Annotated in this window: 11 protein-coding genes; 6 read left to right on the forward strand and 5 right to left on the reverse strand. The window is 37.9% G+C overall.

Features of this window, described 5'->3' with window-relative positions; all coding sequences use genetic code 11:
* The first annotated feature begins 133 nt into the window (after positions 1–133).
* From tig to IGL93_RS02410, 3 genes are all read left to right on the forward strand, one after another.
* Positions 134–1417 carry a trigger factor gene (tig, locus tag IGL93_RS02400; RefSeq protein WP_002355556.1) on the forward strand — a complete coding sequence of 428 codons (1284 nt, stop codon included), beginning with the start codon at positions 134–136 and terminating at the stop codon, positions 1415–1417.
* A 111-nt stretch (positions 1418–1528) separates the two neighbouring features.
* A complete protein-coding gene (locus IGL93_RS02405; protein WP_002355557.1) occupies positions 1529–2191 on the forward strand; it encodes a hypothetical protein in 663 nt (220 codons plus the stop codon).
* A gap of 449 nt (positions 2192–2640) precedes the next feature.
* Positions 2641–3132: a hypothetical protein gene (locus IGL93_RS02410; RefSeq protein ID WP_002394638.1), complete on the forward strand. Its 492-nt coding sequence runs from the start codon at positions 2641–2643 to the stop codon at positions 3130–3132.
* 66 nt (positions 3133–3198) lie between these two features.
* Here IGL93_RS02410 and IGL93_RS02415 read toward each other — a convergent pair whose 3' ends face one another.
* The 4 genes from IGL93_RS02415 to IGL93_RS02430 form a co-directional block, all read right to left on the reverse strand.
* Positions 3199–5121, reverse strand: coding sequence for a PTS fructose transporter subunit IIABC (locus tag IGL93_RS02415; protein WP_002373391.1), 1923 nt, complete (start codon positions 5119–5121; stop codon positions 3199–3201).
* Positions 5122–5144: 23 nt separating this feature from the next.
* Positions 5145–6062, reverse strand: a complete 918-nt coding sequence (pfkB, locus tag IGL93_RS02420; RefSeq protein WP_002363177.1) for a 1-phosphofructokinase — start codon at positions 6060–6062, stop codon at positions 5145–5147.
* The gene (locus IGL93_RS02425; protein WP_002381250.1) at positions 6059–6811 is read right to left on the reverse strand and encodes a DeoR/GlpR family DNA-binding transcription regulator; all 753 of its coding nucleotides are present in this window, start codon (positions 6809–6811) and stop codon (positions 6059–6061) included. The genes pfkB and IGL93_RS02425 overlap by 4 nt, the downstream gene beginning before the upstream one ends.
* A gap of 138 nt (positions 6812–6949) precedes the next feature.
* Complete coding sequence (locus IGL93_RS02430; RefSeq protein WP_002368023.1) at positions 6950–8509, reverse strand: ClC family H(+)/Cl(-) exchange transporter; 1560 nt, start codon at positions 8507–8509, stop codon at positions 6950–6952.
* Between the two features lie 164 nt (positions 8510–8673).
* On the opposite strand from IGL93_RS02430, the gene pcrA reads away from it, so the two are divergent.
* Positions 8674–10932 (forward strand): DNA helicase PcrA, encoded by a 2259-nt coding sequence (pcrA, locus tag IGL93_RS02435; RefSeq protein WP_002363179.1) that lies wholly within the window; start codon positions 8674–8676, stop codon positions 10930–10932.
* Between the two features lie 125 nt (positions 10933–11057).
* Positions 11058–13088 (forward strand): NAD-dependent DNA ligase LigA, encoded by a 2031-nt coding sequence (gene ligA / locus IGL93_RS02440; RefSeq protein WP_010775596.1) that lies wholly within the window; start codon positions 11058–11060, stop codon positions 13086–13088.
* On the opposite strand, the gene IGL93_RS02445 is transcribed toward ligA, so the two are convergent.
* Positions 13085–13300, reverse strand: a complete 216-nt coding sequence (locus IGL93_RS02445; protein WP_002382998.1) for a hypothetical protein — start codon at positions 13298–13300, stop codon at positions 13085–13087. The two genes, ligA and IGL93_RS02445, sit on opposite strands and share 4 nt — an antisense overlap.
* Between IGL93_RS02445 and IGL93_RS02450 the strand changes: the two genes are divergently transcribed.
* Positions 13266–13352, forward strand: coding sequence for a hypothetical protein (locus IGL93_RS02450; RefSeq protein ID WP_306173767.1), 87 nt, complete (start codon positions 13266–13268; stop codon positions 13350–13352). The two genes, IGL93_RS02445 and IGL93_RS02450, sit on opposite strands and share 35 nt — an antisense overlap.
* Positions 13353–13529: the final 177 nt, after the last annotated feature.

Here is a 13529-nt window from a genome sequence, read left to right on the forward strand (position 1 = left end):
GTTAGAAAATTTCAACTTTCAGCGCTTCTTCCCGCCTTAAATATTTACTTTTCCCCACAGATAGTGTACTATTTAAAGGTATGCATAAATAAAGTTTGATGTATAAAATTAAATGTTATTCGGAGGGAAACAAATGTCTGCGAAATGGGAAAAAAAAGGCACTAATGATGGTGTATTAACTTTTTCAATCGAACAAGCAGTAATCGAAAAAGGATTAACGCAAGCGTTCAATAAAGTGAAAAAAAACTTAAACGTACCTGGTTTCCGTAAAGGAAAAGTATCACGTACTGTTTTTAACCGTATGTATGGAGAAGAAGCGTTATACGAAGATGCGTTAAACGCTGTTTTACCAGAAGCATATGAAGCGGCTGTTTTAGAAGCAGGAATTGAACCAGTAGCACAACCAAAAATTGATGTTGAAAGCATGAATAAAGGGGAAGACTGGGTTATCACTGCTGAAGTAACTGTAAAACCTGAAGTAAAATTAGGCGAATACAAAAACTTAACAGTGTCTAAACAAGACCGTGAAGTAACAGATGAAGACGTGGAAGCACGTTTGAAACGCGAACAAGAATCTCAAGCTGAATTAGTAATCAAAGAAGATGCCGCTGCTGAAAATGGCGACACTGTAGTTATCGACTTTGAAGGCTTCTTAGGCGACGAAGCATTTGAAGGCGGCAAAGGCGAAAATTACTCATTAGAATTAGGTTCTAATTCATTTATTCCAGGCTTTGAAGACCAATTAGTTGGCAAAAAAGCTGGCGAAGAAGTAGAAGTAAACGTTACTTTCCCTGAAGATTACCAAGCAGAAGATTTAGCTGGTAAAGAAGCAGTCTTCAAAGTAACTGTTCATGAAGTAAAAGCAAAAGAATTACCAGAATTGGATGATGAATTTGCAAAAGACGTTGACGATTCAGTAGAATCATTAGACGAATTAAAAGAAAAATTCCGTAAAGAATTGACAGAAGCAAAAGAAGCAGCAGCTGAAGAAGCAAAAGACGAAGAAGCAATTCGTTTAGCTGTTGAAAATGCTGAAATCGTTGAATTACCACACGTAATGGTTCACGACGAAGTTCACCGTTCAATGGATGAATTCTTAAACAACATGCAACGCCAAGGAATTTCTCCTGAAATGTACTACCAATTAACTGGTTCTACAGAAGAAGATTTACACAAACAATTTGAAGGCGAAGCAGAAACACGCACAAAAACAAACTTAGTGATTGAAGCAGTTGCCAAAGCTGAAAACATCGAAGTAACACAAGAAGACATCGATGCTGAAGTGAAAGATTTAGCAGAACAATACAACATGCCTGAAGCGCAAGTACGTAAAGTATTAAACAACGACATGTTAGAACACGATATTCGTATGAAACGTGCTGTTGAAACAATTACTGAAACAGCTGTTGAAAAATAAACATTTTTAATAAGCTCTTCATTCGATAGAGTTTTCTAAAACTGTAGATGGAAGGTGTCTTTCATCTACAGTTTTTTTCATATAAAATAACTTTTGAAAGGGTGTGTCAAAATGGATAAAAATTATTCGAAAATTAAATATGGATTAGTGGTGTTTGGCATCTTATGCTTGACGTACAATCTCTGGGAATTTTTTACGGCTAAGTATTCAACAAAACAAGGTGTGACGTTCGTTATCGAATGTTTACTTGGAATTGGTCTAATCTTTTTACCGGATCTTGTCAATAAATTTTTAAAAATTATTATGCCACCGACTATCGTTTATTTTTACTGGTTTTTCTTATTTATTTCAGTATTCCTAGGAACCTCGTTGCATATGATTTCAATCATTTCGTTCTGGGATAAAATTTTACACTTTGTTAGTCCGATGCTTTTAACTGCTGTGGGTTATGGTATTGCTGCTTTCCTATTGAAGAAAACGAAGTACGCCGATGTTTCCCCGTGGTTATTTTTATTATTTGGGTTTGCATTTGCAGGGCTTTGTGGCGTCTTCTGGGAATTCTGGGAATTTATCTGCGATTCATTAGGAAACATGAACTTACAACGCTATAATATGTCCAACGGCCAACCATTTATTGGGCGTGCTGCTTTGATGGATACGATGGGGGATTTATTTACCAATACCCTTGGGGCCTTTGTGATGGGCGTGTACACGTATATCAGAAGCAAAGGAAATCCTGAGTATTTAGAAAATTATGCGATAAAGAGAAAATAATATAGGGAAGTAAAAAAACAAGTTCTTTTAAAAGAGCTTGTTTTTTTGTATTAAATTATTAAGAATATGCGAATTTGCATTTTTAACTAATAAAATAGTTTGGTAAAATTAGAATATAATGGTTATGTAATGATTTTTTTATGTGGATGCACCCCAGTGATATGTTCTAAATACTTATCAAAAGAACAAGTAACTAGAAAGATCAATACTTTGATGACTTATTATTCTTTAATACTATAAAATTGGAAGGGAGGAAGATTAGGGAAAATAACTGCCAAAGACAACGCAACGGGGAAGTGATAAAAAAACAAAATTGGTGTATTTAAGAAAGTGAAAAAAGCAGCATCTTATGAAAAATTGTATCTTAAAAATAATCTATTTGATTACATATACTTTTAATTTTTCAATGAGATACTTTACGAAAAAAAGAAGTGGAGTGTAGGTTGTATATGAAAGAAACTGTGAAAAAAGCAAAACAAGAAATGAAAGATAGAAGTAGACCGTATCAGATGTATGGGTTTTATTTAGCAATTCCAATAATCCTTATGGTCATTTTTATTTTTGGATTTTTAGGAATTGAGACCAATAAATCGTGGGGCTCGGTCTTATTTGTTACTACAGTTATTGCGAACATGGGAGTGAGCAAGTTAGAAAAATTACCTAAAAGAAAATATGTTGCACCTGTACTAGTCTATGTAACGGAGGCGATAGCTGTATTTCTTTTACTTGTTTTCTTTGGTGCAATTATAGCTGGAGGGGCAAATTTTGTGATAATTGAATTAATTTTGTATGTTGTATTAGTATTAAGGATTATTACAATCATTTTTTTCTTTATTACTGCTAATGATATAAGAAAAGTTTATCCAACCATGAAACAAGAGGCCAAAGATTCACGAGCAGAATATCTAAGAGTAAAGAAGTTAGCTCAAAAAAGAATATAGTATAGTTAGTAATTCTATAATAAAAAAGCGATTCAACCATGGTTGAATCGCTTTTTTGCTGTTTTTTTAAGCAGGTACTTCGACAGGTTTTTTCAAAAGTCCGTAGACAATTCCTGAAATAATCGCACCAATTAAGATGAACAATAGATATAGTAATGGATTACTTAATAGGAAGACGACGAAGATTCCTCCATGTGGTGCCAATAATTTGATACCAAACGCACCAACCAACGCACCAGTAAAGGCAGAACCTACCACGAAACTTGGAATCACACGTAATGGGTCAGCTGCTGCAAAAGGAATTGCCCCTTCAGTGACAAAAGAAAGGCCCATTACAATATTGGTTAAGCCGGCATCTTGTTGATCTTTTGTAAATTTATTTTTAAATAAACGAGTTGCTACGAAAATTGCTAATGGAGGAACCATTCCGCCAGCCATTACAGAAGCCATGACCACGCTGCCACCTTCTGCAACAGTACTTGCTAGCGTAGCTGTACCGAAAACATAAGCAGCTTTGTTAACTGGTCCACCTAAGTCGATGGCCATCATACCAGCTAATAAAGCACCAAGTAAAGCTGCATTTGTGCCATCTAAGCCAAGTAGGAAATGATTTAACGCATCATTAATTGCTTTCATTGGGATGTTAATGACTAACATTAATAAGCCCGTAATAATCAAACCAAAAACTGGATAGAATAAAATGGTTTTAATTCCATCTAATGATTTTGGCAAGCCTTTGAAGACTTTACGTAAAAGAACCACTACATAACCAGCTAAGAAACCACCGATTAGGGCCCCAAGGAACCCAGCGCCTCCAGCGTTTGCTAACGCACCAGCGGCGAAACCAGCAACTAAGCCTGGACGATCCCCAATACTAGAAGCAATAAAACCAGCTAAGACAGGTAACATAAAGCCAAATGCTGCGCCACCAATTTGGTTAAACCAGCTAGCTACGTCATTGTAATTCCCTAAATTGGCTAATTGATCTTGAGGAACCCCGATAAATTGATCAATCATAAAGGAAAGAGCAATGGCAATTCCGCCACCAATAACGAAAGGTAACATATGAGAAACACCATTCATTAAATCTTTATAGATACGAGAACCGATTGAACCTTCCGCTGAATCCTCTTGGTCGCTTGCAGCCGAGTCACTGCCATGGAAAGTAGGAGCTTCACCACTAATGGCTAAGTTAATTAGTTCTTCGGTTTTACGAATTCCATCACTGACGGGACGATTGACTAATTTTTTACCATCAAAACGATTCATTTCTACTTTTTTATCGGCTGCGACAATTACGCCATCAGCACGAGCAATATCTTCAGCAGTCAAACGATTTTTAATTCCTTCTGAACCGTTTGTTTCTACTTTAATGTCTACGCCCATTTCTTTTGCTTTTTTCTTCAGTGCATCTTCAGCCATGTAAGTGTGAGCAATTCCTGTAGGACAAGCAGTCACAGCAATAATATATTTACGATTGCTTTCTGGTGCTGGCGTTGTTTGTTCTTGTTCTGCTTTTTCTTCCGCTTCTTTTTGATCTTCTGCTGCTTTGAAAAGAGCTTGTACTGCTTCTGGAGTTTCCGCTTCTTTCAATTTGCCAACAAAGTCTGGATCGATAAGTAATCGAGAAAGGGCCGCAAGCGCTTGGAGATGTGTATCATTGGCGCCTTCTGGAGCAGCAATCATGAAGAATAGATAAGTAGGTTGTCCATCTAGTGCTTCATAATCAACACCTTTTTTACTTTTAGCGAAAAGAACTGTCGGTTCTTTTACGGCACTATTTTTTGCGTGAGGCATAGCGATGCCGTCGCCTAAACCAGTCGATGTTTGTGCTTCGCGTTTTAAAATTCCCTCTTTGTAAGTGTCAATGTCAGAGATGCGGCCACCATCGTATAATTTTTGGACCATTTCATCAATCGCGCCTTTTTTATCAGTAGCTTGTAAATCCATAATCATGACATCTTTTATTAATAAATCATTAATGTTCACTCTATTTTCCTCCCTTAGTGGATTTATTCTGAAATTTTTTCAATTGTTACTTCGTGAATAAGTTCTTGGATAAAATCTTCTGAGGCTAAATCATCAGAAAATGCGGTCGCGCTACCGCAAGCGACACCCCATTTGAAAGCCTCTAAAGGATCTTGTGTTTTTGAAAAGTTGCCAATAAAACCAGCAATCATTGAGTCGCCAGCGCCGACAGAATTTTTCAGTGGACGTTTTAAAACGTTGGAACGATAAACACCTTCTGTTGTGAAAAGTAATGCACCATCACCAGCCATTGAGATAATTACGTGTTGCGCTCCTTCTTCTAGTAACCGATGTCCATAAGGTAAAATGTCTTCAACACTTGTAAAGGTTGTATGATATAATTCTGCCAACTCATGATTATTTGGCTTGACCAATAAAGGCTTTTGTGACAAAGCGTTCATTAAATCTTCACCTGTTGTATCAATAACAAATTCTGCGCCTTTTTCCTTCACAATTTGGATTAACTCTTCGTAAAATCCTTTGCGTAGAGAAGCAGGTGTACTTCCTGAAAGAACAACAATATCACCAGCCTGAACACGACTAACTGCTTGTTTTAGTTCTTGAATTTCTTCGTTTGTTAGAGCAGGTCCTAAGCCGTTAATTTCTGTTTCAGTATCTGATTTCAATTTAATGTTGATTCGTGTATCAGCAGACACGGGAGTGAAATTCGTTTGGATTTCTTCTTTTTTCAACCAATCAGCAATGAATGAGCCTGTAAAACCACCTAAAAAACCTAAGGCAGTGGATTCTGTCTCCATACGTTTTAAAATACGTGAAACGTTGATTCCTTTGCCGCCAGGTAATTTAAAATCATTCGTCATCCGATTTAAATCACCAATTTGTAGATGATCGACATGAACGATAAAGTCGATAGAAGGGTTTAAAGTCACTGTGTAAATCATTTGTTTGCCTCCATTAAAATAGTTTTTTGCTGGAATCCTTGAAGTGATTCAGCAGGGCAGTAGTCAGTTAGTAAAGTAACTGACTCTAATTCTTCCACTTTGGTAAACGTTACTTCATTAAATTTTGTATGATCCAGTAAAACATAGGCTGTTTCTGCTTGATGAATAGCCAAGGCTTTTAGCGCTGCTTCTTCGGGATCAGGCGTTGTTAAACCAAATTCTAAATGTGCGCCGTTAGTTCCTAAAAAAGCTTTGTTAAAACGAAAATGTTGTAGCTGTTCCATACTAGTGGCACCAATGATTGCTTTAGTGGAGAGCTTCAAAGTACCACCGAGCATAATAGTGGGAATTTCCATATCGCTAAGTTTTGCAGCGTGATGCACGGAATTCGTCACTACATGGATTTGTTTCCCAACTAAAAAAGGGATCATTTCTAACGTGGTTGAACCAGCATCTAAATAGATCATATCGCCATCTTGTACACAACTAGCGGCTAAAGAAGCAATCTTTTGCTTTTCGTGCGTGTTTTTGATTGATTTTTCCGTCATGTTTTGTTCAAAGCCTAAATTAAGAATACGCTTAGCGCCGCCATGAATGCGTTCTAACAAATTGGCGTCTTCTAATTCTTGTAAATCGCGGCGGATTGTGGATTCTGAAGCATTGAACAAGCTAGCAAGTTCTTGCGATTTGACGACTGATTTTTGATCTAACAATTGTAAAATTTTTTGATGTCGTTCTTCCGTAAGCATTTTCATCCCTCATTTCATGGATATAATAGCACAAATGAAAACGCTAATCAATCTAAAACGGTCAAAAATATTCAAAAAAATTAAAAAACAGTCATAAGAAAAAAAGAAAGCTGCTGAACTCAGGTTCAGCAGCTTTCTTTAATTCACTAAATCATTCGGTAAAGTTTTTTGATAAATCTCTTTTTTGACTTGGTAAGCGAGTTTTTCATCGGTCAAAATAATGAGCACATCGCCAACATGCATAACAGTATCACCATGTGTTAAAATTTCCGATTCACCACGCCGAATGGAAGTGAGCAACATTTGTTTAGGCCAGACAAAATCACGTACCATCGTATCATCTAAGGAACTTTCTGCAGTGATAGGTAATTCAATAATCGTTTTGTGGCCACGAATATTACTTACTTTAGAAGGAACCAAACGTTCTAATAAGCTTTCATAAATTGGCTTGCCGCCAAGACTATCGATGGTAATATAACTAACTAAAGCGACAACCCCTAAAGACATTAAATGAGAAAAATTGCCGACCATTTCTGTTACTAAAATAATCGCTGTTAACGGTGCTTTACCAATCGCAGTAAAATAACCAGCCATGGCAAAAATTAAAAAGTTTTTCACAAAAATTGGATCCATCCCTACGTATTGGACAAGTAGACTGCCATACAATGTTCCGATAATGGCACCTAAAGTTAGAATAGGCAAGAAAATACCACCAGGGAGATTCGAACCGTAAGAAACCATTGAAAAAACAAAACGTAAAACCAGTAAGCCGACTAAAGCCCAAATCGTGGCCGGTTGATTGCCTAAAGCTAAAACAATTTGATTCCCACCGCCAAGTAAATGTGGAAAGAAATAACCAATCGGTAAAATCAAAATAAAAGGAATAAAACCATAATAATTAGAAGAAAGGCCTTTGATTTTTCCATATACTTTTGGTAAGGACAACAATGTTTTTTGATATATCCAACCTAATAATCCTAGCAAAACGCCCAGCAGGACTAATGTCCAATAGTACTCTAAAGGCAAAGATTTAACCGGACCAATATAAAGAACTGGTTGCAATCCGAAGAAATGCAAAGAAACAAAGTTAGCGGAAATGGCCGCAGAAAAAGAGGTTAACCAAACTAAAGGTGAAAAGGAATGGTGAACCTCTTCTAGAACAAATAAAAGGCCTGCGATTGGTGCATTAAAAGCGGCGGCTAAACCAGCACTGGCACCACTACTGATTAAAATTTTTTCTTCAGACTTGGTGCTTTGCCGCCATTGACTATAGCCTTGTCCAACCACTGCACCTAGTTGAATTGAAGGACCTTCACGTCCCAAAAATAGCCCAGGACTAATCGCTAAGATCCCACCGATAAATTTTTTCCAAAGCACTGGAAACCAGTGAATTTCTAATTGACCTTGAAGTTGTCCTTCCACTTGGGGAATGCCACTGCCTTTAATTGCTGGTTCGCTTTTGATCAGTCGTCCTAATAAATAAGCAAGCACGAGAGAAAATAAGAACCAAGGAATCATCCAAAAGGGTTTTTCGTGAAACGTTTGATACAGATGCACGACTTGTTCGCCAATTTTTTCAATGCCTAAGCGAAATAAGCTGACAACAAAGCCGACCAGGATTCCGACGACGATGCCTTTAAGGATAAAGCCGATTCGGGTACCATCTAATTGTTTAATTTCATGTACATCATTATTCATTTCATTTTTAGCCTCCATCACTACTTACTAATGTACTGCGGTTTGACTTGATTTACAAGAAAATTTCATATAAAAAGAAAAAGATTTTTTGTTCTTTTCTAAAGAACTTCAAAGGGATTTTTGGTATACTGTATAAGATTGAAAAAAGAGAGAGGACGTTTAATATGACACAAAAACATGCCTTGGTTCAGGGAATGAATCCTCGACAAGAAGAAGCCGTTTTGCATACAGAAGGACCACTGTTAGTCATGGCTGGTGCTGGTAGTGGAAAAACGCGGGTTTTAACACACCGAATTGCCTATCTAATTGAGGAAAAAGAAGTAAATCCATGGAATATTTTGGCGATTACGTTTACCAATAAAGCTGCTAAAGAAATGAAAGAGCGTGTAAATAAATTACTGGAAACGGGTGGCGAAGATGTATGGGTCTCCACTTTTCACTCCATGTGTGTAAGAATTTTACGTCGTGATGTGGATCAGATTGGTTACAACCGTAATTTTACAATCATTGACCCATCGGAACAAAAAACATTAATGAAACGCATCTTAAACGACTTAAATATTGATTCAAAAAAATATGATCCTCGCTCAATTTTAGGTACGATTAGCAATGCTAAAAATGAATTACAAACGCCTGAAAAAGTTGCTGAAATGCAAGGTTCCTTATATGAAGAAATTGTCGCAAAATGCTATGAAGCCTATCAAAAAGAATTACGCAAAAACCAATGTATGGATTTTGATGATTTGATTATGAATACGATTCGTTTATTCAATGAACAACCAGATACGTTAGCTTTCTACCAAAATAAATTTCACTATATTCATGTGGATGAATACCAAGATACCAATCATGCACAATATACCTTAGTCAATTTATTGGCTGCACGTTTCAAAAATCTGTGTGTCGTAGGTGATGCCGACCAAAGTATCTATGGTTGGCGCGGGGCGGATATGCAAAATATCTTGGATTTTGAAAAAGATTATCCAGATGCCAGTGTAATTTTGCTAGAACAAAATTATCGATCCACCAAAAACATTTTGGCGGCTGCGAATGATGTCATCAAAAATAACCGTAACCGCCGCGAGAAAGAACTGTGGACAGAAAATATAGACGGTGAAAAGATTGTCTATTATCGTGGAGACACAGAACGGGATGAAACACAATTTATTGTGAGCCAAATCCAAAAAGAAATGCGGGAAAATGACCGAATTTATGGTGATTTTGCGGTATTATATCGGACCAATGCCCAATCCCGTGTAGTGGAAGAAATGCTCTTGAAATCTAATATTCCGTATACCATGGTGGGCGGACATAAATTCTACGACCGTAAAGAAATTAAAGATATTTTGGCTTATTTAAGTTTGATTGCCAATCCAGATGATTCGATTAGTTTTGAACGAATTGTCAATGAACCAAAACGAGGAATCGGTAAAAGTTCAATTGAAAAATTACGACTATTTGCGGATACGCATGGTTGGGCTTTGCTGGAAGCTGCCCAAAATGTTGATTTGGCAAATATTTCAGGAAAAGCGGGTAAAGAGCTTGGTAATTTTGGCATGATGATTCAAGACTTAACGAAAACAGTGCCCTATTTAACGATTACAGAATTGGTGAAAGAAACTTTACAACGTAGTGGTTATCGGGAAGCTTTGATGGCGCAAAATAATTTAGAGTCTCAAGCTCGCTTAGAAAACTTGGACGAATTTTTATCTGTGACACAAGAATTTGATAAACGTTTTGAAGCGCAAAACAACGACGATCCAAATGGCGAAGAAACAAAATTGGCGGATTTTTTAACAGATTTAGCCTTGGTTTCTGATTTAGATAATTTAGAAGAGAGCTCTTCGCAGGTAACCTTAATGACGTTGCATGCGGCCAAAGGGCTGGAATTTCCAGTGGTCTTTTTAATGGGCTTAGAAGAAGGGGTTTTCCCATTATCACGTGCCATGCTAGAAGAAAGTGAACTGGAAGAAGAACGGCGCTTGGCTTATGTTGGTATCACCCGAGCGGAAGAAGCCCTGTTTTTAACGAATGCTTATTCGAGAACATTATATGGTCGCACGCAATATAATCGACCAAGTCGCTTTTTAGAAGAAATTGAGGCGGAGCGTTTAATGAAACAAGGGGCGGCGGCCAATTTACAGAAAGCTCCAGCGCGCACCTTTGATCCTAAAGTATTCAAGCCCAGCGCAAGTAAACCAGCTTATACACAGCCAGCTACAAAATCAGTTAGCAACAAAGTGGCAAGTGGTGGCGAAAAAGTTTCTTGGCAAGCAGGTGATAAGGTCCAACATAAAGCATGGGGCGTTGGTACAGTCGTTCGTGTAGGCGGTTCGGCCAAAGACTTAGAGTTGGACATTGCTTTCCCAGAAAAAGGCATAAAACGGTTGTTAGCGGCATTTGCACCAATTGAAAAAATTTAACATGCAAAATAGGTCAGCGATTTAATGAGAAATCATCATTAGATAAATTCTTTTTATTTTCTATCTTAGTGTAAATGTGTTAAAAAGACGATAAGAGCATTACACTTATGAGGAGGAGTTCTACGATGGAACAACAACCATTAACATTAACGGCGGCGACAACTCGTGCGCAAGAATTAAGAAAACAACTCAATCAATATTCCCATGAATATTATGTCAAAGATCAACCATCCGTAGAAGATTATGTTTACGATCGTTTGTATAAAGAGTTAGTCGATATTGAAACGGAGTTTCCTGATTTAATCACGCCAGATTCGCCGACACAACGTGTAGGTGGCAAAGTTTTATCTGGTTTTGAAAAAGCTCCGCATGACATTCCAATGTATAGTTTAAATGATGGGTTTAGCAAGGAAGACATTTTTGCTTTTGATGAACGTGTTCGTAAGGCGATTGGTAAACCCGTTGCTTACTGTTGTGAGTTAAAAATTGATGGGTTAGCAATTTCATTACGTTATGAAAACGGGGTGTTTGTACGCGGAGCAACACGAGGCGATGGAACGGTTGGTGAAAACATTACAGAGAACTTACGAACGGTTCGCTCTGTGCCAATGCGTTTAACGGAGCCCATTTCAGTGGAAGTTCGTGGCGAGTGCTACATGCCTAAACAATCCTTTGTCGCATTGAATGAAGAACGTGAAGAAAATGGCCAAGATATTTTTGCCAATCCTCGGAATGCAGCGGCGGGCAGCTTGCGCCAATTAGATACAAAAATTGTGGCGAAACGGAACTTAAATACGTTTTTATACACAGTTGCTGACTTTGGACCAATGAAAGCGAAGACGCAGTTTGAGGCATTAGAAGAGCTTTCTGCAATTGGTTTTAGAACCAATCCCGAACGGCAATTATGTCAGTCAATTGATGAAGTCTGGGCCTACATTGAAGAATACCATGAAAAGCGGAGCACTTTGCCATACGAAATCGATGGAATTGTGATTAAAGTGAACGAATTTGCGTTGCAAGATGAATTAGGTTTCACTGTCAAAGCACCTCGCTGGGCGATTGCCTACAAATTTCCACCAGAAGAAGCAGAAACAGTAGTGGAAGATATTGAATGGACAATTGGGCGCACGGGGGTGGTCACTCCTACTGCGGTCATGTCTCCTGTACGAGTCGCGGGAACCACGGTTAGTCGGGCAAGTTTGCATAATGCAGATTTTATTCAAATGAAAGATATCCGTTTAAATGATCATGTTATTATTTACAAAGCCGGCGATATTATCCCAGAAGTAGCGCAAGTCCTAGTTGAAAAACGTGCAGCCGATAGTCAGCCTTATGAAATGCCGACACATTGTCCAATTTGTCATAGTGAGTTGGTGCATTTAGATGAGGAAGTGGCGTTACGTTGTATTAATCCAAAATGCCCTGCGCAAATTAAAGAAGGGCTGAATCACTTTGTCTCACGAAACGCAATGAACATTGATGGCTTGGGGCCACGAGTGTTAGCACAAATGTATGACAAAGGATTAGTGAAAGACGTAGCGGATCTGTATTTCTTAACAGAAGAACAGTTAATGACTTTGGATAAAATCAAAGAAAAATCAGCAAACAACATTTATACTGCCATTCAAGGGAGTAAAGAAAACTCTGTCGAACGTTTGATTTTTGGCTTAGGGATTCGCCATGTGGGTGCGAAAGCGGCGAAAATTTTAGCGGAGCATTTTGGTGATTTATCAACCTTAAGTCGAGCAACTGCGGAAGAAATTGTGGCTTTGGATTCAATTGGCGAAACAATCGCCGACAGCGTTGTGACGTATTTTGAAAATGAGGAAGTTCATGAATTAATGGCTGAACTGGAAAAAGCCCAAGTGAACTTGACATATAAAGGTCTCCGGACAGAACAATTAGCAGAAGTGGAGTCACCTTTCAAAGACAAAACAGTTGTTTTAACAGGAAAATTAACGCAGTACACTCGCGAAGAAGCCAAAGAAAAAATTGAAAATCTTGGTGGAAAAGTTACAGGGAGTGTTTCGAAAAAAACTGACATTGTGGTTGCTGGCGAAGATGCTGGCAGTAAATTAACCAAAGCTGAAAGCTTAGGCGTGACCGTTTGGAATGAACAAGAAATGGTCGATGCGTTAGATGCAAGTCATTTTTAAGAAGAAAAATTAACGTTGTCAGATTTTATGTAGTAATTTGATGGTATGCTTATTTTAGTCATAAAAGTTATATGAACGAGGACTTTCTGAGTTGAGAAAGGAGGTTGATGCTTATGCGCAATTCTTCTTACTTTAACGAAAGGAGCAATGTTTTTGTCCGTTGAAGCAGCGCTAGGACTGATGATTGGTTTTGCAACACTTGTTGTGACCATTATCTTCGGTATCTTAGCGCTTGTCTTAGACAACAAAAATAACCGTTCATAAGCTTTGAGGAGCTGAACGGTTAAGCGTTTGAAATAAAACCAATAACTCAGTAAGCCGCTAGTTCTTATAACTAGTAGTGGCTACTAGAGAGGTATGTTCCTGCATATCTCTCTTTTCATTTTCATAATAACATGTTTCCATCATTTTTGCGAGCGACAAATTATCAATGAAATTCAA

Origin of the sequence: Enterococcus sp. DIV1328a, assembly GCF_050536905.1 — a bacterium.
Classification (GTDB): Bacteria; Bacillota; Bacilli; order Lactobacillales; family Enterococcaceae; genus Enterococcus; species Enterococcus faecalis.

Excerpts from the sequence above, each read along its gene's own strand:
- tig (WP_002355556.1), top strand. The coding sequence starts at position 134 with ATGTCTGCGAAATGGGAAAAAAAAGGCACTAATGATGGTGTATTAACT.
- IGL93_RS02405 (WP_002355557.1), top strand. The coding sequence starts at position 1,529 with ATGGATAAAAATTATTCGAAAATTAAATATGGATTAGTGGTGTTTGGC.
- IGL93_RS02410 (WP_002394638.1), top strand. The coding sequence starts at position 2,641 with ATGAAAGAAACTGTGAAAAAAGCAAAACAAGAAATGAAAGATAGAAGT.
- pfkB (WP_002363177.1), bottom strand. The coding sequence starts at position 6,062 with ATGATTTACACAGTGACTTTAAACCCTTCTATCGACTTTATCGTTCAT.
- IGL93_RS02425 (WP_002381250.1), bottom strand. The coding sequence starts at position 6,811 with ATGCTTACGGAAGAACGACATCAAAAAATTTTACAATTGTTAGATCAA.
- IGL93_RS02430 (WP_002368023.1), bottom strand. The coding sequence starts at position 8,509 with ATGAATAATGATGTACATGAAATTAAACAATTAGATGGTACCCGAATC.
- pcrA (WP_002363179.1), top strand. The coding sequence starts at position 8,674 with ATGACACAAAAACATGCCTTGGTTCAGGGAATGAATCCTCGACAAGAA.
- ligA (WP_010775596.1), top strand. The coding sequence starts at position 11,058 with ATGGAACAACAACCATTAACATTAACGGCGGCGACAACTCGTGCGCAA.
- IGL93_RS02445 (WP_002382998.1), bottom strand. The coding sequence starts at position 13,300 with ATGGTCACAACAAGTGTTGCAAAACCAATCATCAGTCCTAGCGCTGCT.